General features: G+C 73.3%; 18 protein-coding genes and 1 tRNA gene. 10 read left to right on the top strand and 9 right to left on the bottom strand.

The window, feature by feature from the left end:
* Window positions 1-210: 210 nt before the first annotated feature.
* Window positions 211-963: a class I SAM-dependent methyltransferase gene (locus NHL53_RS12595; RefSeq protein ID WP_433777218.1), complete on the bottom strand. Its 753-nt coding sequence runs from the start codon at window positions 961-963 to the stop codon at window positions 211-213.
* A 65-nt stretch (window positions 964-1,028) separates the two neighbouring features.
* Here NHL53_RS12595 and NHL53_RS12590 point away from each other — a divergent pair, with 65 nt between their 5' ends.
* Window positions 1,029-2,144: a magnesium and cobalt transport protein CorA gene (locus NHL53_RS12590; RefSeq protein WP_433777217.1), complete on the top strand. Its 1,116-nt coding sequence runs from the start codon at window positions 1,029-1,031 to the stop codon at window positions 2,142-2,144.
* A 53-nt stretch (window positions 2,145-2,197) separates the two neighbouring features.
* On the opposite strand, the gene NHL53_RS12585 is transcribed toward NHL53_RS12590, so the two are convergent.
* From NHL53_RS12585 to NHL53_RS12570, 4 genes are all read right to left on the bottom strand, one after another.
* Window positions 2,198-2,857 carry a Pr6Pr family membrane protein gene (locus NHL53_RS12585; RefSeq protein ID WP_433777216.1) on the bottom strand — a complete coding sequence of 220 codons (660 nt, stop codon included), beginning with the start codon at window positions 2,855-2,857 and terminating at the stop codon, window positions 2,198-2,200.
* A gap of 88 nt (window positions 2,858-2,945) precedes the next feature.
* Window positions 2,946-3,021 (bottom strand) — tRNA-Arg (locus NHL53_RS12580).
* 71 nt (window positions 3,022-3,092) lie between these two features.
* Window positions 3,093-3,815 carry a tRNA (guanosine(46)-N7)-methyltransferase TrmB gene (trmB, locus tag NHL53_RS12575; RefSeq protein ID WP_433777215.1) on the bottom strand — a complete coding sequence of 241 codons (723 nt, stop codon included), beginning with the start codon at window positions 3,813-3,815 and terminating at the stop codon, window positions 3,093-3,095.
* Between the two features lie 42 nt (window positions 3,816-3,857).
* A complete protein-coding gene (locus NHL53_RS12570; RefSeq protein WP_433777214.1) occupies window positions 3,858-4,697 on the bottom strand; it encodes a DUF3097 family protein in 840 nt (279 codons plus the stop codon).
* Between the two features lie 135 nt (window positions 4,698-4,832).
* Here NHL53_RS12570 and NHL53_RS12565 point away from each other — a divergent pair, with 135 nt between their 5' ends.
* The 3 genes from NHL53_RS12565 (at window position 4,833) to NHL53_RS12555 (ending at window position 8,568) form a co-directional block, all read left to right on the top strand.
* A complete protein-coding gene (locus tag NHL53_RS12565; RefSeq protein ID WP_433777213.1) occupies window positions 4,833-6,869 on the top strand; it encodes a TPM domain-containing protein in 2,037 nt (678 codons plus the stop codon).
* 57 nt (window positions 6,870-6,926) lie between these two features.
* Window positions 6,927-7,667 carry a PspA/IM30 family protein gene (locus NHL53_RS12560; RefSeq protein WP_433777212.1) on the top strand — a complete coding sequence of 247 codons (741 nt, stop codon included), beginning with the start codon at window positions 6,927-6,929 and terminating at the stop codon, window positions 7,665-7,667.
* Between the two features lie 82 nt (window positions 7,668-7,749).
* On the top strand, window positions 7,750-8,568 hold the full coding sequence (locus NHL53_RS12555; protein ID WP_433777211.1) for an arginase family protein: 819 nt from the start codon (window positions 7,750-7,752) through the stop codon (window positions 8,566-8,568).
* A 17-nt stretch (window positions 8,569-8,585) separates the two neighbouring features.
* Here NHL53_RS12555 and NHL53_RS12550 read toward each other — a convergent pair whose 3' ends face one another.
* Window positions 8,586-9,059: an SIP domain-containing protein gene (locus NHL53_RS12550; protein ID WP_433777210.1), complete on the bottom strand. Its 474-nt coding sequence runs from the start codon at window positions 9,057-9,059 to the stop codon at window positions 8,586-8,588.
* Window positions 9,060-9,308: 249 nt separating this feature from the next.
* Between NHL53_RS12550 and NHL53_RS12545 the strand changes: the two genes are divergently transcribed.
* Genes NHL53_RS12545 through NHL53_RS12520 form a run of 6 tightly spaced genes read left to right on the top strand, consistent with a single transcriptional unit; the run spans window position 9,309 to window position 15,166 of the window.
* A complete protein-coding gene (locus NHL53_RS12545; protein WP_433777209.1) occupies window positions 9,309-10,199 on the top strand; it encodes an alpha/beta fold hydrolase in 891 nt (296 codons plus the stop codon).
* 23 nt (window positions 10,200-10,222) lie between these two features.
* Window positions 10,223-11,749: an ABC transporter substrate-binding protein gene (locus NHL53_RS12540; RefSeq protein ID WP_433777208.1), complete on the top strand. Its 1,527-nt coding sequence runs from the start codon at window positions 10,223-10,225 to the stop codon at window positions 11,747-11,749.
* 19 nt (window positions 11,750-11,768) lie between these two features.
* On the top strand, window positions 11,769-12,719 hold the full coding sequence (locus tag NHL53_RS12535; RefSeq protein WP_433777207.1) for an ABC transporter permease: 951 nt from the start codon (window positions 11,769-11,771) through the stop codon (window positions 12,717-12,719).
* Complete coding sequence (locus NHL53_RS12530) at window positions 12,716-13,594, top strand: ABC transporter permease (RefSeq protein ID WP_433777206.1); 879 nt, start codon at window positions 12,716-12,718, stop codon at window positions 13,592-13,594. Before NHL53_RS12535 ends, NHL53_RS12530 begins: the two co-directional genes overlap by 4 nt.
* A complete protein-coding gene (locus NHL53_RS12525) occupies window positions 13,591-14,382 on the top strand; it encodes an ABC transporter ATP-binding protein (protein ID WP_433777205.1) in 792 nt (263 codons plus the stop codon). The genes NHL53_RS12530 and NHL53_RS12525 overlap by 4 nt, the downstream gene beginning before the upstream one ends.
* A complete protein-coding gene (locus NHL53_RS12520) occupies window positions 14,375-15,166 on the top strand; it encodes an ABC transporter ATP-binding protein (protein WP_433777204.1) in 792 nt (263 codons plus the stop codon). Before NHL53_RS12525 ends, NHL53_RS12520 begins: the two co-directional genes overlap by 8 nt.
* Window positions 15,167-15,358: 192 nt before the next feature.
* Here NHL53_RS12520 and NHL53_RS12515 read toward each other — a convergent pair whose 3' ends face one another.
* From NHL53_RS12515 to NHL53_RS12505, 3 genes are all read right to left on the bottom strand, one after another.
* Window positions 15,359-16,675, bottom strand: a complete 1,317-nt coding sequence (locus tag NHL53_RS12515) for an LLM class flavin-dependent oxidoreductase (RefSeq protein ID WP_433777203.1) — start codon at window positions 16,673-16,675, stop codon at window positions 15,359-15,361.
* Window positions 16,672-18,000, bottom strand: coding sequence for an O-acetylhomoserine aminocarboxypropyltransferase/cysteine synthase family protein (locus NHL53_RS12510; protein WP_433777202.1), 1,329 nt, complete (start codon window positions 17,998-18,000; stop codon window positions 16,672-16,674). The genes NHL53_RS12515 and NHL53_RS12510 overlap by 4 nt, the downstream gene beginning before the upstream one ends.
* 223 nt (window positions 18,001-18,223) lie before the next feature.
* Window positions 18,224-19,174 carry an endonuclease domain-containing protein gene (locus tag NHL53_RS12505; RefSeq protein WP_433777201.1) on the bottom strand — a complete coding sequence of 317 codons (951 nt, stop codon included), beginning with the start codon at window positions 19,172-19,174 and terminating at the stop codon, window positions 18,224-18,226.
* Window positions 19,175-19,249 lie beyond the last annotated feature (75 nt).

Raw genomic sequence — 19,249 nt, 5'->3', positions numbered from 1 at the left:
CGGGGTTCTCTCCCGGCGGGAGGGATCCGTGCCGTCCGGGATGCGCCCCACGTGCGAGCACCGTGTCTCACTTCCGGCGGGAATGAACCCGCCACACCCGCACCTTTCGAGACACGCCCCCAGACAAGCCACACCGTGTCTCACTTCCGGCGGGAATGGATCCTCCGTACCCGCACTTTTCGAGACACGCCTCTTCGGCCGCGCCTCACGTCAGCGGCGCCGCGCCTCGATGAGGTGCGGCGACGAGAAGGCCGTGAACGGATCGCCCGCGCGCAGCCGCGCGTCGAGGCGCTCGAGGTCGGCGCGGTAGCGGTCGACCGAGAGGTCGGGGATCCACCAGGGGCACTTGCGGAGGATCCAGACGACCGCGCCGATGTCGGAGAACTCCATGCGACAGCGCGCCGTGCGGAGGCTCTCGACGGCGAGGCCCGCCCGCTCCGCCTCGGCGGCCTCCGCGTCGTGGTGGCGCCCCTTCCGCTCGGCGGGCAGGGGGCCGAGGAAGAACTCGATCAGCTCGAACGCGGAGGCGGGGCCGACGTGCTGCGCGACGTAGCGCCCTCCCGGCCGCAGCACCCGGGCGATCTCGCCCCAGGGCGGCACGACGGGGTGGCGCGCGGTGACGAGGTCGAACGACGCGTCGGGGAACGGCAGGAGCGCGCCGGGCTCGGTCTCGACGATCTCGACGCCGCGCGGCCCCAGAAGCGCCCGCCCGCGCTCGGCGTTCGGCGCCCACGACTCGGTCGCGGCCATCCGGGGCGGCAGCGTCGGCGCCTCGCCGAGCACCTCCCCGCCGCCCGTGTCGATGTCGAGCGCCGACGGCACCCGGGCGAGGCGGTCGGCGAGGATCCGGTGGTATCCCCACGGCGGGCGCTCCTCCGTCGCGCGCCCGTCGAGGAAGGAGAAGCCCCACCCGGTCACGTCGGCCGCCAGGGCCTCGCCCACGAGTTCGTCGAAGGAGCGCATGGGGTCCTTCTCTCGCGGCAACCGTCGCCTACGCTTCAACGGGACCACGGACGAGAGGGGCGCCCATGACACCGTCGCGACTGCCGGCCGGAGCGGCCGGGCTCGGACGTCGGATCCGCCGCGAGCGCACGACGGCGGATCCGCTCGAGCAGGTGCCGCTGATCCTCACCCGCCACATCGTCGACGGCGTGCCGCAGGAGATGGCGACCGACGAGTCGATCGCCGACGCCCTCGCGTTCGGACGGGCCACGCCGGGCGGGATGGCGCTCACGGTGCTGCCGAGCCCGACGCCGGAGAGCATCGCCGAGCTCGCGTCGGCGTGGGAGCTGCACCCGCTGCTCACGGAGGACCTCCTGCACGCGGGGCAGCGCCCGAAACTCGAGCGCTACGACGACGTGCTGTTCCTCGTCGTGCGCTCCGCGCGGTACCTCGACGAGAGCGAGGAGGTGGAGTTCAGCGAGTTCCACCTGCTCGTGCGGCCGGGCGCGCTCGTCATCGTCTGCCAGGACGGGCGGCTCATCGACGGCACGGTCGTGACGCCCGAGGTCGCGACGGCCGAGAACGCGCCGCTCGGCATCGGCGCGCCCCTGCTGCAGAACCCGGATCTGCTGCGCATCGGGCCGGAGGCGATGGTCTACCAGCTGCTCGACGCGATCGTGGACGGCTGCTTCCCCGTGCTCGACGGCCTGCAGGTCGACAAGGATCAGATCGAACGGCAGGTCTTCAGCGGCGATGCCGCGGCCGCGGAGCGCATCTACCGCCTGAGCCAGGAGGTCATCGACCTGCTGCAGGCGAACACGGCGCTCGCGAAGATCCTCGCGAGCCTCCAGCAGGGCGCGGACAAGTACGAGATCCCGCACGACCTCCAGGCGTATCTGCAGGACGTCGCCGACCACCTCACCCGGGTCGTGGGCGAGACCGTCGAGCTGCGCGACGCGCTCTCGCAGATCCTCAGCGTGAACTCGACGCTCGTCGCCCAACGGCAGAACGAGGACATGAAGAAGATCTCGGGCTGGGCCGCGATCCTCTTCGCCCCGACCCTCGTGGGCGCGATCTACGGCATGAACTTCGACGTGATGCCCGAGCTGCACTGGGCATTCGGCTACCCGCTCGCGCTGGGCCTGATGCTCGCCCTCGCGGTCGCGCTGTACGTCGTGTTCCGCGTCAGGAAGTGGATGTAGGAGCGCCGCGTCTGGCCAGACCGTCGCGGTCGCGCTGTACGTCGTGTTCCGCGTCAGGAAGTGGATGTAGGAGCGCCGCGTCTGGCCAGACCGTCGCGGGGACGGAGAGGCCGTCGCCGACTCGCGGCCCACACGAGCGCTCCGGCGGCGACGAGCGCCGCGAACAGGCCCGCGACGTGCAGCGCGAGGGAGAGGGCGCCGCGCTCCGGCAGCAGGAAGCCGTACGGCACCCAGCCGTCGGTCGCACCGCGGACGAGGACGCCGACGAGCCACAGCGCGGGATACGGGATCACGACCCAGAGCCGACGCCACGGGAGCGGCGGCCGGTCCCCGACGAGAAGCCAGTCGAGCGTCACGAGGATCGGCAGCGCGATGTGCAGCGTGACGCTCACCCAGAGCGCGGCGGATCCGGTGCCCGGGACGAGCACGTTGTAGACGACGCCCACGACGATCATGCAGGCCGTCGCCGTGCCGCGCGCGAGGGAGAGCCCGTCGGGCATCGCGAGGCCCCGCAGCGAGAGGACGCCCGCGACGACGAGCACCGCCGCCGTGAGGAGGCTCGTCTGGTTGGTGAAGTACCCGAAGAAGTCGAACGGGCTCGGATCGCCCTCCGCGATGCGGGCGCCGTAGGCCACGCCGAGCGTCACGAGCACCGCGACGCCCGCACCGATCCGGAGGGCGCCGACGGCGCGCGGCGTTCGCAAGGCGGTCACCCGCTCAGACTACGCAGGGGCGCGCGACGGGACCGTCCGGACACGAAGCGGCCCGGGATCCGCATCGTTCTGCGGATCCCGGGCCGGGTGGCGCCCCCAACAGGATTCGAACCTGCGACCTTTGGTACCGGAAACCAACGCTCTATCCCCTGAGCTATGGAGGCTCGACGAGCTTACCAGCAGGGAGGGCGTGCTCCCGCCTCGGGCGGGACCGGCGGGAGTGTCGCGCGGCGGGTCAGCGGGGGACGCGCGTGTACGCGAGGTCGCGGATGTCGCGGCCCTTGTCGATGCCCTTGCGCTCGAAGGCCGTCATGACGCGCCCCTCGAAGCGCTCGGCCCAGTCGCCCGCGAAGGCGCGCTGGAACTCGGGCTCGGCGTCGAGGACCTCGCGCATCTGCAGCGCGTAGTCCTCCCAGTCCGTCGCGAGGCGCAGCACCCCGCCGTCGCGCAGGGCGCGCCCCGCGATCCGGCCGAAGCCCGGGCTGATCATGCGGCGCTTGTGGTGCCGCTTCTTGTGCCAGGGGTCGGGGAAGAAGATCCAGATCTCGTCGGCCGACCCCTCGGGCAGCAGCGTCTCGAGCACCTCGGGGGCGTTCGCCTCGATGAGGCGGAGGTTCGTCACGTCGGCCTTGTACGCCTCGAGCATCGTGCGGGCGAGACCGCCGTGATACACCTCGACGGCGAGGAAGTCGACGTCGCGCCGGGTCGTGGAGGCGTGGATGATCGCGTGCCCCTGGCCGGATCCGATCTCGACGACCAGCGGCGCGCTCCTGCCGTATTCCTCTTCGGGAATGAACCGCGCGTCGGGGTGCACGGAGGTGTGCGCGGCGTCCCGCGGCACGTCGTGGACGTAGGTCGGCGCGAGCTCGCGCCACGCCCGCTCCTGGGCATCGGACATGCGTCCGCCCCTGCGGACGAACGAGACGGGCGCCTGGCGGCGCGTTCCGGGTTCAGCCATGCCCACCAGGGTACGGGCGACGGCTGGCAATCCCGTCGCCCGTCAGGGCCCGACGGTCACGAAGTCGATGAGCTCCTCGACGCGGCCGAGCAGCGCGGGCTCGAGATCGCGGTAGGTGCGCACGCGCCCGAGGATCCGCTTCCAGGCGCGCGCGATGTCGGCCTGCGTCTCCGCCGGCCAGCCGAGGCCGCGGCAGACGCCGGTCTTCCAGTCGGTCCCCCGGGGCACGACGGGCCACCGCTCGATGCCCATCGCGCGCGGCGTGACGCACTGCCACACGTCGACGAACGGGTGGCCGACGATCTTCACGTGCGCGCCGTGCGGGCCCCGCGCGATCGCGTCGGCGATCCGCTGCTCCTTGGTTCCCGGCACGAGATGGTCGACGAGCACCCCGTATCGACGGGTCGCGCTCGGCGGCTCGTCGCGCAGCAGGTCGTCCAGGAGGTCGACGCCCTCGAGGTACTCGACGGCGACGCCCTCGGCGCGCAGGTCGTCGCCCCACACCCGCTCGACGAGCTCCGCGTCGTGGCGGCCCTCCACGAGGATCCGGCTCGGCAGCGCCACCCGCGCCCGCTGGTCGTCGACGGCGAACGACCCGGACGCCGTGCGTCGGCGCCCCTGCGCGGCGGGTCCTGGCTTCGTGAGGATCACCGGCTCGCCCTCGAGGAGGAAGCCCGCGCCGAGCGGGAACGCCCTCCGACGTCCCTTCCAGTCCTCCAGCTCGACGTTCCCCGCCTCGACGCCGGTGATCGCCCCGCACCACCCGTCGCCGGCGACCTCCACCACGAGGTCGAGCTCGGCGGGGACGGGGCGCGAGACCTTCCGCCCCTTCTCCCGCCACCCGGACGCGAGCACGTCGGATCCGTACCTGTCTTCGCACATCTCCGCCAGCGTATGCGCCGCGGCGCCGCCCCGCGGAAGCGACCCGCGCCGGACGGATCCGTCCGGGGCTGTTCGTCTGTCGCAGGGGGTCCGTAGGATCGGGGGCACCACGTCTCCTCCAGAAAGGGAGCGCGCATGCGTCGTCTCCGTGCTCGGGTCCTCTCCGCCCTCGTCGCTGCGGCGGCCCTCGTCGCCGCGCCGATCGCCGCGGCCTCCGCGGCGGACCCGCCGCAGCTCGGCAGCTCGTACGTCCACGACGAGGCCGACGTGCTCACCGATGCGGAGGAGCAGGAGGCCGACGCGCGCCTGTCCGCGCTGTACGACGACGCCGATCTCGAGCTGTGGGTCGTGTACGTCGACGCCTTCGAGAACCCGTCCGAGGCCGCCGACTGGGCCAACGAGACCGCCGATCTCAACCTGCTCGGCCGCGACCAGTACCTCCTCGCGATCGCGGTGGACACGCGGCAGATGTTCCTCTCGCCGCCCGTCGAGGGCGCGCTGAGCGAGAGCAAGCTGATCGAGGTGGAGCAGGCGGCGGGGCGGGCGCTCGGCTCGGACGACTGGGCGGGCGCCGTCGACGCCGCCGCCTCCGAGCTCGAGGGCCAGGCCGCGCCCGACCACACCCTCACCTGGATCTTCGGCATCGTCATCGCGGGCGTGGGCATCTTCTTCGCCGTGCGCACCCTCGTGCGATCGCGGAGGGGGCGCGCCGACGCGGCCGCCGCGCGCGAGAAGCGCCTCGCCGAGCTGGCCGAGCTCGAGAAGCGCGCGGCGGGCGCGATCATCGAGATGGACGACGCCGTGCGCACGAGCCGCCAGGAGATCGGGTTCGCGGCCGCGCAGTTCGGAGACGACGCCGTCGCGGACTACGGCAGGGCGATCGAGCACGCAGCGGGTCGTCTCTCCCAGGCGTTCGAGCTGCAGCAGCGCGTCGACGCCGCCCCCGCCGAGGCGATCGACGACCGCACCGCCCTCACCCGGCAGATCCTCGAAGCGCTCGACGACGCCGACAGCGTGCTCGACGCCGAGGCCGCGTCGTTCGACGAGCTGCGCCGCATCGAGCAGAACGCCCCGCAGATGCTGACCGAGCTGCGCGGGCGCCGCGACGCGCTCGCCCCCGCGCCCGAGCGCGCAGACGCCGAGATCGCCCGGCTGCGCGAGACCTACGCCTCCCCCGCGCTCGACGACATCGACGACAACCCCGAGCAGGCGCGCCAGCGCCTCGCCTTCGTCGACGCCGAGCTCGCCGAGGCCGAGCGGCAGATCGCCGAGGAGCGCACGGGCGAGGCCGCGCTCACGCTGCAGGAGGCCGAGCGGGCGATCGCCCAGACCGACGAGCTCGTCGAGGCCGTGCTGTCACTCGACAGGAGCTTCTCGGAGGCCGAGACGCAGGCGCGCGCGATCATCGCCGATCTCGAGAACGACATCCGCCAGGCGGTCTCGCTCGCCGATCCCGAGGGGCGGGTCGCGCAGGCCGTGCAGGAGACGCAGCGCCACATCGACACCGCGGTCGCGAACCTGCAGAGCTCCGAGCGCACGCCCTTCCTCGTCGTCGAGTCGCTCGAACGCGCCAACAGCGCGATCGACAGCGTCGTCGCGGGCGCCCGCGAGGCCGAGGAGGCCAGGCGTCGCGTCGCGCAGAGGCTCGAGCAGACCCTCGGCCAGGCGCAGGCGAAGATCTCCTCGACCGACAGCTTCATCGGCACGCGGCGCGGAGCCGTCGGCTCGGGGCCCCGCACCACGCTCGCCGAGGCGAAGGCCACGTTCGACCAGGCCCTCGCCGCCCGCGCGGCCGATCCCTCCCAGGCGCTGGCGCTCGCGCAGCAGGCCCACAGCCTCGCGTCCTCCGCCTCCGACGCCGCGCACCGCGACGTGCAGCAGTACGACGCGGGCTCCGCCTACGGCTACGGCGGGCGCTACACCGATCGCCGCGGGTACGGCCGCTCCTCCTCCGGCCTGGGCGACGCCATCATCGGCGGGCTCATCGGCGGGGCGATCTCGGGCGGATCCCGGCGCTCGTCCTCCGGGTTCGGCGGCGGCTTCGGCGGATCCTCCGGAGGAGCGCGCCGCTCCGGGGGCGGGTTCGGCGGCGGATCCCGGCGCTCGAGCGGACGCTCCGGCGGCATCTCGCGATCCAGCGGAGGCCGCCGCTCCGGCGGGCGCCGGTTCTAGGCTGGCGCATAGGCACGGCACGCAGACTTCCCCCACCCCTCACGAAAGGCACGTCCCATGAGCAAGCAGTCCATCTTCGGACGCATCTCCACCCTCATCCGCGCCAACGTCAACGCGCTGATCGACCAGGCGGAGGACCCCGAGAAGATGATCGATCAGCTCGTCCGCGACTACACGAACAACATCCGCGAGGCCGAGTCGGCGATCGCCGAGACCATCGGCCAGCTGCGGCTGCTCGAGCGCGACGTCGAGGAGGACCGCAAGGCCGCGGCCGAGTGGGGCAACAAGGCCCTCGCCGCGAGCCGCAAGGGCGACGAGCTGCGCGCGGCAGGCGACACGGCCGGCGCCGACAAGTTCGACAGCCTCGCGAAGGTCGCCCTGCAGCGACAGGTGCAGACCGAGGGCGAGATCAAGGCCGTCGAGCCGCAGATCCAGCAGCAGACCGAGGTGGTCGACAAGCTGAAGGACGGCCTCAATGGCATGAAGCAGAAGCTCGAGCAGCTGAAGAGCAAGCGCAACGAGCTCGTCTCGCGCTCGAAGCTCGCCGACGCGCAGAACAAGGTGCACGACGCCGTCAAGTCGGTCGACGTCATGGACCCCACGAGCGAGCTCGGCCGCTTCGAGGAGAAGGTGCGCCGCCAGGAGGCCCTCGCCACCGGCAAGGCCGAGCTGGCCGCCTCGAGCCTCGACGCCCAGTTCGAGAGCCTCGAGGACGTCGGAGAGCTGACCGAGGTCGAGGCGCGCCTCGCGGCCCTCAAGTCGGGCGGCGCGAACGGCGGCTCGCTCACGGCCGGCTGACCCCGACCACGGCCGGCGGCCTCCTCCGGGAGCCGCCGGCCGCCCTCTTCCGCTTCGCCCCGGCAAGGAGCATCATCGTCCCATGGCTCGGTTCGCCGTCATCCCGCAATGGCAGGGCTCTCCCTCCACGCGCGCCATGTCGCTCGTGGACGGCGCGGATGCGATCGCGGGCGACCTGCCTCGCGCCGCCTGCACCCGCATCGACGTGCCCTACGAGGCGGGCGAGACCCTCGACACGGGCGTGCAGCGCGCCAGCACCCTCCGACGCATCCGGCGACGCGTCGACGAGGCGCTCGAGGCCCTGCCCGACGAGCCCCTCATCACAATCGGCGGCGACAGCGGCGTCGCCGTGCCCGCCATCGGGCGTGCGGGAGCGGCGGACGACCTCGCGGTGGTCTGGTTCGACGCGCACGCCGCCCTCCACGACCCCGCGACCTCCCCGTCAGGCGCCTTCAGCGGCATGGCGCTGCGGGCCGTTCTGGGCGACGGGGCCGAGGAGCTCGTCCTCTCCCCCGGCGTCCCCGTCGAGCGCGTGGTGCTGGCCGGGGCCCGCGCCCTCGAGGACGCGGAGAGCGCCTTCATCGAGGAGAGCGGTCTCGCGCACCTCAATCCGCTGCCTGCCGCCTCCGGCGTCGCCGACGCCGTCTCGGCGACGGGCGCCTCGCGGGTGTTCATCCACGTCGATCTCGACGTGCTGGATCCCGCGCAGATCGCGGGCGTCTCCGGCGCTCAGCCGTTCGGCGTCGACGGAGACGAGCTGATCGAGGCGATCGCGGCGATCCGGGAGCGGCTGCCGCTCGCCGGAGCCTCCCTCGCGGGCTTCGCACCGCACGCGCCCGGCGACGCCGTGGACGACCTCGGCACGATCCTGCGGATCATCGGCGCGCTCGCGCGGGCCTGACCTTCCCGCGGGCCGGCTCAGACGTAGGCGGCGAAGGCGTCCGGCACCGTGATCGCGTCGCGCCGGAGCCCCCGGCGGCGCGTCAGGTGCTCGACGATGTCGGCCGACGACGAGAATCCGCCGAGCAGCGAGATGGACGTGCCGCAGGCCGACTCGTTCTCGCAGAGCGCCTCGTCGGCGTACGCGGTGACGGCCCGCGTCAGCGCCTCGCCCGCGGCGCACATGCGCGCCGATCCGGGGGCGCCGCTGCGCGCCGAGCGCGCGAGCCACGTCACGGTCATCCGCGACGGAGCCGCCAGGGGACGGACCCATCCCGCGTCGGGAATCTCGATGAACACGCGCCCCGTCGCGCACATCGGGAGCGTCGCGAGCAGCACCTCGAGCTCGAGGAGCGCGTGCTCGTCGGCGGCGATGAGGTGCTGGGCGCGAGCATGCCGACGACCGCGGCACGCATCCGCGTCATGTGCGGGGGAGATCGAGGCGTGCGTCATGATGCACCCCATGATACTCCGAGGTAAGCCTTACCTCATCCTGTCGGAGGAATCGCAACCCTGGCCCGGGGCGCTCACGCCGCCCCAAAAATCACTCTGCACGCGAAATCATGAGATGTGTCATCGATTCGATGAATTATGATGATCCAAACTGAGCAGATCTTCGATGGATTTCTCTGCGGACTCGTTTCCCCTCCACAATGGTGACGTTCTCGCGCGCTCCGCGCACCCGCTCATCCGAGGAACATCGTGACTCTCACGCACGTCGGCTTCGACGAGTTCGGCTTCCTGCCCGCACAGGCGCGGGATCAGGGCCGCCCCGCGCCCTCCGCGCGACGGGAGACGCTGTCGCTGTCCGATGGGCGCGCGCTGTCCGGGATCCGCTACGGCGACGACCCCGCCCGCACGGTCCTCCTGCACGGCGCCGGCCTCAACGCGCACACGTGGGACCGCACGGTCATCGCCCTCGACGCCCCAGCGATCGCCGTCGACCTCCCCGGTCACGGCGAATCCGACTGGCGAGGAGACGCCGACTACTCCCCCGCGCTCCTCGCCGCCGACGTCATCGCCGCCATCGAGGCCTGGGCGGATGCGCCCGTGGTTCTCGTCGGCCAGTCGCTCGGCGGCCTCACGGCGCTCCACGTCGCCGCCAGCCGCCCCGACCTCGTCCGCGCGCTGACGATCGTCGACATCGTGCCCGGCGCGAGCAGCGGCGGGGCCTCCGGCCTCGCCGCGTTCTACGCGCGGCTCGAGTTCTCCGATGTCGAAGACGTCCTCGACCACGCGCTGTCCTTCGGGCTCGGCGGCGGCCGGGGGGCGGCCCGCGCGGGCGTGCTCCTCAACACCCGCCCGCGGCCCGACGGCGGCGTCGAGTGGAAGCACCACGTCGCGCGGCTCCTGCACGACGGCAGGTTCCTCGCACCCGACGTCGACGCCCTGTGGCGCGCCCTCGACGCCGTCGCGGCGCCCCTGACGCTCGTGCGTGGATCCCACGGCTACCTCGACGACGCCGACGTCGCGGCGTTCTCCGCGCGCGCCCCCGAGGTGACCGTCGTCGAGCTCGACGCCCCGCACAACGTGCAGGAGATCGCCTTCGCCGACCTGGCGCGGATCATCCGCTCCGCTCCTCCCCGCGTCTGAGACGCAGCTCGAAAGGACATCCGATGGCCTCGTCGCTGTCACGCCGCTCCCGCCTCGCCGGGGCGGCCATCGCCCTGGTCTCCGCCGTCGCCCTCGCCTCCTGCGGCGGCGCGGAGCAGCCGGGCGCCGGATCAGGATCCCCCGATCCCGACGCCTCGCTCGCCGTGGGCCTCGTGCTCGAGCCCACCAACCTCGACATCCGGCGCACCTCGGGAGCCGCCCTCGAGCAGGCTCTCATCGGCAACGTCTACGAGGGCCTCGTCGCCCGCGGCGGCGAGGACGAGGACATCGTCACGGCGCTCGCATCCGAGTGGACCGTCTCGGACGACGGCCTCGCCTACACCTTCACGCTGCACGAGGGCGTGACCTTCCACGACGGCGCGACGCTCGAGGCCTCGGACGTCGTCGCCTCCCTCACCGCCGTGCAGGACGACGAGCAGCTGCTCGGCCACGACGACCTGCAGGTGATCGAGAGCATCTCCGCCCCCGACGACCTCACCGTCGAGATCACGCTGAGCCGCCCCGACCAGAACCTCCTGTTCGCCCTCACGGGCCCCGCGGGCCTCGTCTTCGACGAGGACGACGACACCGACATGAAGACGGACGCCAACGGCACGGGGCCCTTCTCGATCGGCGCCTGGCGACAGGGCGACAGCCTCGCCCTCGCGCGCTTCGACGACTACTGGGGCGACCCCGCCGGCGTCGCCGAGGCCGTCCTCACCTACATCCCCGACCAGAACGCGCTCGTCAGCGCCGGCCTCGACGGATCCTTGGACGCGGTGACCGCGGTCGACGCCGACCTCGCCCCGCAGCTCGAGGGGTCGTTCGAGCTCAGCGAGGCCCCGACGACCGACAAGTTCGTCCTGGCCTTCAACCTCGACGTGCCGCCCCTCGACGACATCCGGGTGCGCGAGGCCCTGAGGCTCGCGATCGACCACGACGCGATCCTCGAGGTCGTCGGCGCGGGCTCGTCCCTGTTCGGCCCGATCCCCGAGCCGGACCCCGGCTACGAGGACCTCTCCGACGTCGCACCCCACGACCCGGAGCGCGCCCGCGAGCTGCTCGCGGACGCCGGAGCGGAGGACCTCTCGCTCACCCTGACGATCCCCTCGCCCTACGGCAACCGCGTCTCGACCCTGCTGGCCTCCCAGCTGCAGGAGGTCGGCGTGACCCTCGACGTGCAGCCCGTCGAGTTCTCCACCTGGCTGCAGGACGTCTACGCGAACGGCGACTACGAGCTCAGCTACGTCAACCACGTCGAGCCGCGCGACTTCGCCTCCTGGGCCGACCCCGACTACTACTACGGCGTCGACGAGGAGACCCTGCCGGAGGTGCAGGACCTCTACGAGCAGGCGATGTCGGCCACCGACGCGGACGCGTCGGCCGAGCTGCTCGCCGAGGCCGCGCGCCTCGTGAGCGAGAACCACCCGGTCGACTGGCTCTACGCCCGCGAGGACATCGTCGCGGTCGCCCCCGGGATCGAGGGCTTCCCCCGCACGTCGACGTCCACGCGCCTGCCGCTCGCGGGCGTGACCGTCGAGGCGCCCTGACCCTGCACCGCCGCTCACCGTGATCCGCTACGCGCTCACGAGGATCCTGCTCCTCGCGCTCGGCCTCCTGGTCGCGAGCGTCCTCATCTTCGCGACGCTGCGGGTGCTGCCAGGCGACGTCGCGCAGATGATCGCCGGCACGGAGGGCACGCCCGCCCAGGTGGAGGCGCTGCGCGCCGAGCTCGGCCTCGACCGGCCGCTCGCCACCCAGTACCTCGACTGGATCGGCGGGGTGCTCACGGGCGACCTCGGCGCCTCCATGCTGACCGGGGCGCCCGTGCTCGGCGAGCTCGCCGAGAAGGCGCGGGTGACCGTCCCGCTCGGGATCGGCGCGCTCGTCATCGCCCTCGCGCTCGCCCTGCCCCTCGGCGTCGTCGCGGCCCTGCGCCGCGACCGCGCCTCCGGGGCGGCGCTCGCGATGGGGTCGCAGCTCGTCGCCGCGATCCCCGTCGTGTGGGCCGGGATGATGCTCGTCGTCGTGTTCGCGGTGGGGCTCGGCTGGTTCCCCGCGCAGGGCTTCCCCCGCGGAGGATGGCAGCAGCCGGGCGCCGCCCTCGCCGCGCTCGCGCTGCCCGCCCTCACGATCGGCGTCGTGGAGGGCGCGATGCTCATGCGCTTCGTGCGCAGCGCCACGCTCGCCGCGCTCGGGCAGGACTACGTGCGCACCGCGGCCGCGAAGGGGCTCACGCGCACGCAGGCTCTGCTGCGCCACGGCCTCCCGAACGTCGGCATGTCGGTCGTGACGGTGCTCGGGATCCAGATCGCGGGGATCCTCGTGGGCGCCGTCGTCATCGAGCAGGTCTTCAACCTGCCCGGCATCGGGCGCATGCTCGTCGCCGACGTGGGCGCGCGCGACCTCGTGAAGGTGCAGGGCGAGCTGCTCGCGCTCACGGGCTTCGTGCTCGTCGTCGGGTTCCTCGTCGACCTCGCCCACCACGCCGTCGACCCGCGGCAGAGGGAGCGCGCATGAGACCCGGATCCTGGCTCGCCCGCCTGTGGCGCATGCCGATCGGCCGCACGGCGCTCGTCATCGTCGCGGCGATCCTCGCGGTCGCGCTCCTGTCCCTCGTCTGGACGCCCTTCGACCCGCGGCACGCCGACGCCGCCGCGCGGTGGAGCGGCCCCGGCTGGCCGCACCTGCTCGGCACCGACGCGACCGGGCGCGACATCCTCTCGCTGCTCATCGCCGGATCCCGCGTGACCGTGCTCGTCGCCGCGGGCGCCGGGATCGTCGCGACGATCCTGGGCGTGCTGCTGGCCGCGCTCGGCGCGCTCACGGCGCGCCCCGTGCGAGAAGCGGTCGCGGTGCTCGTCGACATCCTCATCGCCTTCCCCGTCCTCATCATCGCGATGATGATCTCGGCCGTGTGGGGCGGCTCCCTGTGGGTCGTCGTGTGGTCGGTCGGCATCGGCTACGGCGTGAACATCGCCCGCGTGGCTCGCGGGGAGCTGCGCCGCGTGGGGCAGGCCGACTTCGTGCTCGCCGCCCGCGCGTCCGGCCTCTCGGGCGGGCAGATCCTCGTGCGCCACCTGCTACCGAACGCCGCGCCCGTGTTCATCGTGCAGCTGTCGTGGTCGATGGCGGCCGCGGTGCTCGCCGAGGCCGGCCTGTCGTATCTCGGGTTCGGCGCCCCCGTCACGCAGCCCAGCTGGGGCCTGCTGCTCGCCGACCTGCAGCAGGCCGTCACGATCCATCCGCTCAGCGCCCTGTGGCCGGGACTCGCGATCACCGCGACCGTGTTCTCGTTCAATCTGCTGGGCGACGCGCTGCGCGAGGCGACGGACCCCACGCTCATCCGGCGCGACCGGCGCCCGCCGACCCACACCCCGGGGGTGGTCGCATGAGCCTCGAGGTCGAGGGACTCTCGATCGAGATCGGCGGCGCGACGCTCGTCGAGGACGTCTCGTTCTCCGTCCCGGACGGCGCGCGGTTCGGCCTGATCGGCGAGTCCGGGTCGGGCAAGTCGCTCACCTCGCTCGCGCTGCTCGGTCTGCTGCCGGACGGCGCGCGGGCGATCGGCTCGATCCGCTGGGACGGGCGGGAGCTGCTCGGCCGCCCCGACCGCGAGCTGGCCGCACTGCGGGGCAGCGAGATCGGCATGGTCTTCCAGGAGCCGCGCACGGCCCTCAACCCCATCCGCACGGCGGGCAGGCAGATCGCGGAGGCGGCGAGGATCCACCGCGGCGCCTCCCGCGACGAGGCCGCGCGGCTCGCCGTCTCGCTCGCGGAGCGGGTGCGGCTCCCGGATCCCGAGGCGATCGTGCGCCGCTACCCCCACCAGCTCTCCGGCGGACAGCGGCAGCGCGTCGCGATCGCGGCGGCGCTCGCCGGCCGCCCCCGGCTGCTCGTCGCCGACGAGCCGACGACGGCGCTCGACGTGACGATCCAGGCCGAGATCCTCGATCTGCTGGGGCGCCTCGTCGCCGACGAGGGCATGTCGCTCGTGTTCATCACCCACGACCTCGCGGTGCTCGGCCAGGTCGCCGAGCACGCCGCCGTGCTCGAGCGGGGGCGGATCGTCGAGCGCGGCCCGGTGCGTCGCCTCCTCGCCGCGCCCGAGCACCCCGTCACGCAGGGGCTGCTGCGCGACGCGACGGCCACCCTGTGGCGTCCGGGAGGATCCGATGACTGACCCGATCATCCGCGCGCGCGGCCTCTCCCGGTCCTTCGCGCTCCCCCGCCGCTCGCTCTTCGAGCGCCGGCGGGAGACGGTCGCGCTGCACCCGACCGATCTCGACGTGCGCGCGGGCGACGCGGTCGGCATCATCGGCGAGTCCGGTTCCGGCAAGTCGACGCTCGTCCGGCTGCTGCTCGGCCTCGACCGGCCCACGGCGGGCTCCGTGGAGGTCGACGGCCGGGGCGTCGACGCCGGAGGACGGGCGCGCTCCCTGCGCTGGCTGCGGCGACGCACGGGGCTCGTGTTCCAGGATCCGTACGCCTCGCTCGACCCGCGGATGAGCGTGGGGCGCAGCATCGCCGAGCCGCTCTGGGCCCTCGGCGTCGAGGGCGACCGCCGCGACCGCGTGGCCGAGGTGCTGGAGCAGGTGGGGCTGCCGCGCGATGCCGGCGACCGCTATCCGCACGAGTTCTCGGGCGGCCAGAGGCAGCGCATCGCCATCGCGCGGGCGATCGCGCACCGGCCCGCGATCCTCGTCGGCGACGAGCCCCTGTCGGCGCTCGACGTGACCGTGCGGGCGCAGATCCTCGATCTCCTGCGCCGGCTGCGGCGCGAGGAGGGGCTCACGCTGCTGATGGTCAGCCACGACATCGGCGTGGTGCAGAGCCTCGCCGACGAGGTCGTCGTGATGAGCGAGGGCCGGCTCGTGGAGCACGGCCCGACGACGCAGGTGCTGCTGCACCCGCGCGAGGACTACACGCGCCGCTTGCTCGCCTCGATCCCCACGATCGAGCGCTGAGCGGGGCACCCATGTCTCACCTTCCGCGGGAATGAGCCCCCGATTCCCGCACCAATCGAGACACGCCGAACACCACACCCCACCATGTCTCACCTTCCGCGGGAATGGGCCCCGGATTCCCACCCCAATCGAGACACGCCGGGCAGAGGGCGCGCCGGATCCCCGGGAGCGCCCGACGGACCCCGGCCCGCCTCAGAACGCCGAGAGGTTGGCGCGGAGGCCCGCGTCGTCGAGCTCCGTGCGGAGGATGCCGCGGCGGCGCAGGATCGGCACGAGCTCGTCGAGCATGCGGTGCACGGTGACGGGGTGCAGGTCGCCCCACAGCAGGATGCCGTCGTTGCCCCAGTCGCCCAGCTCCTCGATGCGGTCGGCGAACTCGTCGGCCGTGCCGACGAACCCCGTGCCGTCGCTCAGCCGCCCGAGGCGCGCGTGCGCGGCGAGGATCGTGCGCAGCGGCGTGGTCTCCGGGTCGTGCTTCCCGATGAGGCGACGGAGGGATCCCTGCGACACGTGCTCGCCGAACGCGCCCAGGTCGAGGGGCGCGTCGAGGTCGAGCGCCGTGAGGTCGGTCTCGAGGTCGCTCGACTGCCGCTCGGCGATCCACCGCAGCGCGGCGTCGTCGGGGTCAGCCGAGGCGGCGACGATCCGGTCGGCCTCCTCGGGCGACGAGACGATCACGGGCTGGATCGCGAACATGATCGTGATGTCGTCTGCTCGGCGCCCGGCGACGATCGCGGCGTCGTGGATCCGCTGCCGGTACGCCCGGATCGACGCCTCGTCGAGCGGGGCGAGCGCGAGCTGGATGTCGGAGTTCGCCCCGGCGAAGCCGAGGCCGCGGCCGGATCCGCCCGGCGAGGCGATGATCGGCTCGCCGGCCGTGAACGGCACCGCGTTGAGGGGGCCGTCGAACGCGAAGTGCTCGCCGCGGTGGCGCGCGTGATCCAGCAGCGTGCCGTCGGCGTAGCGCCCGCGGGCGGGGTCGGCGATGAGCGCGTCGTCCGGCCAGCTGCGCCACAGCGCCCGGATGCCGGCGAGCCACTCCTCCGCGCGGTCGTACGCGGCATCGTGACCCAGCGGCGGGGCGTCCGAGAAGTGCCGGGCGCTGCCCGTGTCGGTCACGACGTTGAGCCCGAGCCGGTGCCCCGACAGGTGCTGCAGCGACGCGAACTGCCGCGCGGCCGTGTACGGGAGCATCGCGGCGGGGTTGACGGTGGGGAGCACGCCGAGCGCCCGCGTGGCCTGGAAGAGGTAGGGCGCGAGCATGAGGGGGTCGTGCTTGGGGCCGCCGAACGCCTGGCGCACGCGCAGGTCGATCGTCTCCGGGGATCCGAGCGAGGGCGAATCCTCGATGAGCAGCAGGTCGAAGCCCGCCTGCTCGAGGGTGCGCGCCGACTCCTGGTAGAGCGCGGGCTCGGTCCAGCGGTATCCCCAGTCGAGGTACGGGTGCCCCCAGCCGTGCGGCCCGAAGCCGCGGGCGAGGAACCAGCCGAAGTGCTGCAGGCGGCTCACGCGAGCGCGCCCTCCCGCGCATCGGACGTCGCGGCGCGCGCGGCGGCGAGGCCGCGGTCGAGGTCGGCGAGGATGTCGGAGACGTCCTCGATGCCGATCGAGACGCGCAGCGTGCCGGGGAAGACGCCGAGCGCCTCGCGCTCGGGGATCGTGCGGAACACGTGGCTCGTCGACGCCGGGTGCAGCACGAGGGAGCGCGTGTCGCCGAGGTGGGCCATGTGCGCGAACAGCTCGACCGCCTCGACGAACGCGGCCGCGGCCTCCCGGCCGCCCGTCAGCGTGAACGTGAAGACGGATCCGCTGCCGCCCCGGAGATAGCGCTCGCCCAGGGCGTGGTGCGGGTGCGCGTCGAGGCCGACGTAGTCGACGGACGCGACCTCGGGCCGCTCGTCGAGCCACCGCGCCACGGCGAGCGCGTTCTGCGACTGGCGCTCCACGCGGAGGCTGAGGGTCTCGATCCCCTGCCCGATGAAGAAGGCGTTGAGGGCAGACGGCGTCGGGCCGAGGCGCGGCGCCTCGCTGTCGCGCAGGTACACGGCGCGGGCGCGGGGGCCGTGCAGCTCCCAGAGGCTCGGGGCTCCGGGGGCGGCCGGCTCGGTCAGGTGCGGGAAGCGGTCGCCGGCCCGGGCGGCGTCGAAGCGGCCGCTGTCGACGATCACGCCGCCGAGCGCCGTGCCGTGCCCCGAGAGGAACTTGCTCGCCGAGTGCACGACGACCGCGGCGCCGTGCTCGATGGGCCGCACGAGGTACGGCGTCGCGAACGTGTTGTCGACGATCAGGGGGATCCCGTGCTCGTCGGCGACCGCGGAGATCGCGGCGATGTCGAGGATGTCGTTGCGGGCGTTCGAGATCGACTCGGCGAACAGCGCCCGGGTGTTCGGGCGGATCGCGGCGCGCCACGCGTCGGGGTCGGCGACGTCGTCGACGAAGTCGCTCGTCACGCCCGCGCGCGGGAGGTTCTGGGTGAGCAGGCCGCGGGTGCCCTCGTAGATGTGGTTCGAGCTGACGATGTGCCCGCCCGCGTCGATGAGACCCAGCAGCGCGACGACGACCGCCGCCTGCCCGCTCGCGAGGAGCACCGCGTCGGATCCCGACTCGAGCGACGCGAGCCGCTTCTCGACGGCCGCGACGGTCGGGTTGCCCGTGCGGCTGTAGCCGAAGCCCTGTCCGCCGCCGAAGTGCGCCTCCGCCTCGTCGAGGCTCTCGAAGGTGAATCCGGCGCTGAAGTGGATCGGGAGCGCGCGCGGAGACGCCTCGGGCACCGCCGAGCCGACGTGCACCTGCCTCGTGCTGAAACCCGACTCCCCGGCTGCGAACGCGCTCATCCTCGACTCCTTACGAACGTCTGCGTGCGTCCAGCGAACCAGGTGACCGCGCGTCGGGGCGAAATGTGCGTCGTTGTGTTACCTCGGCGGCACCGGGTCAGGTGTCGAGCAGGCGGAGGCGGTCGAAGGCGCCACCGTCCGTCCGGACGCCCTCCCCACCCGTCCAGATGACGCGAACGGTCCTTCCTGGAGCGAATGACGGGGCATTCGCGTCATCTGGACGTCAGGCGGGGAGGCCGCGGGACCGGAGCGCGCGGGAGACGCGGCGCACCAGCTCGTGCGGGCGGGCCAGAAGCTCCGCCGTGACCTCGATGACGATCCACCCCGCCGCCCGCATCCGCTCCAGGCGCTCGACGTCGCGTGCGTAGCGGGCCGCGTGGTGACGGCCCTGATACTCGATCGCGATCTTCGCCTCCGGGTAGCAGAGGTCGACGCAGCCGAGGAAGCGTCCCTCGCCCGTCCAGATGTCGACGTTGAGCGCCGGCTCCGGAAGCCCCGCGTCGCCGAGCGCGCACCGGACCAGCGACTCGCGCGGCGACCACGAATCGGTGCGGATCCGCGCCAGCGCCTCGCGCAGTCGGGGTGCGCCGAGGCGCCGCCCCGCGCCGAGCGCCGAGGCGAGCTGCGCCGGGGTCGCGAGCGGTGCGCGACCGGGAGGCGGGCGCCCGACGCCGTCCCGCCACACGCGGCAGAGGACGTCCCCCAGGACGACGAGGTCGCGCACCGGAAGCGCGCCGAGCATCGCCCAGGTCGACGCCGGCGAGGTCACGGGAAGCCCCTCCCGCCGCCGCACCGTCGCCAGGTCGCGCCGCACGCGGTGTCCGCAGATGCCTGCCGTGCGCGGGAGGCTCCCGTCCTCCCAGACCGTCACGTGAATCCGCTCGTCCGCCAGAGGAACGGGTGCGCCCCACAGCACGGCGGCCGTCTGGTGGCTGAGGAACTGATCGGATGAGAGAAGCGGGATCGCGGCCTGAGCCGCTCGTCGGATCCGCTCCCGACGCGCGTCGTCCGCGCCCGCGTCCGGATCCTCGGGTTCCCCGGCTCGCACCCGGATGCCGTGGAACGGGCGTTGGAGGTCCGCCCCGCGCAGCCGCGATCTGCTGATGCCCGCCCCTCGGGCGTCGGCCACGCGGGACGCGGCGGGCAGGTCGCCGGGAAGCGGGAGGCGCGGCATGTCTCCCACCGTGCCCTCCGCGGCGAACGCCCGCTTCGTTATCCACAGGCCGGATCCGGGCCCCGCCCGGATGAC

It is taken from the genome of Microbacterium sp. gxy059 (assembly GCF_050958665.1).
Taxonomy (GTDB): Bacteria; Actinomycetota; Actinomycetes; order Actinomycetales; family Microbacteriaceae; genus Microbacterium.
The sequence above is the reverse complement of the archived record's forward strand: the minus strand, read 5'-3'. Positions and strand labels throughout refer to the sequence as shown.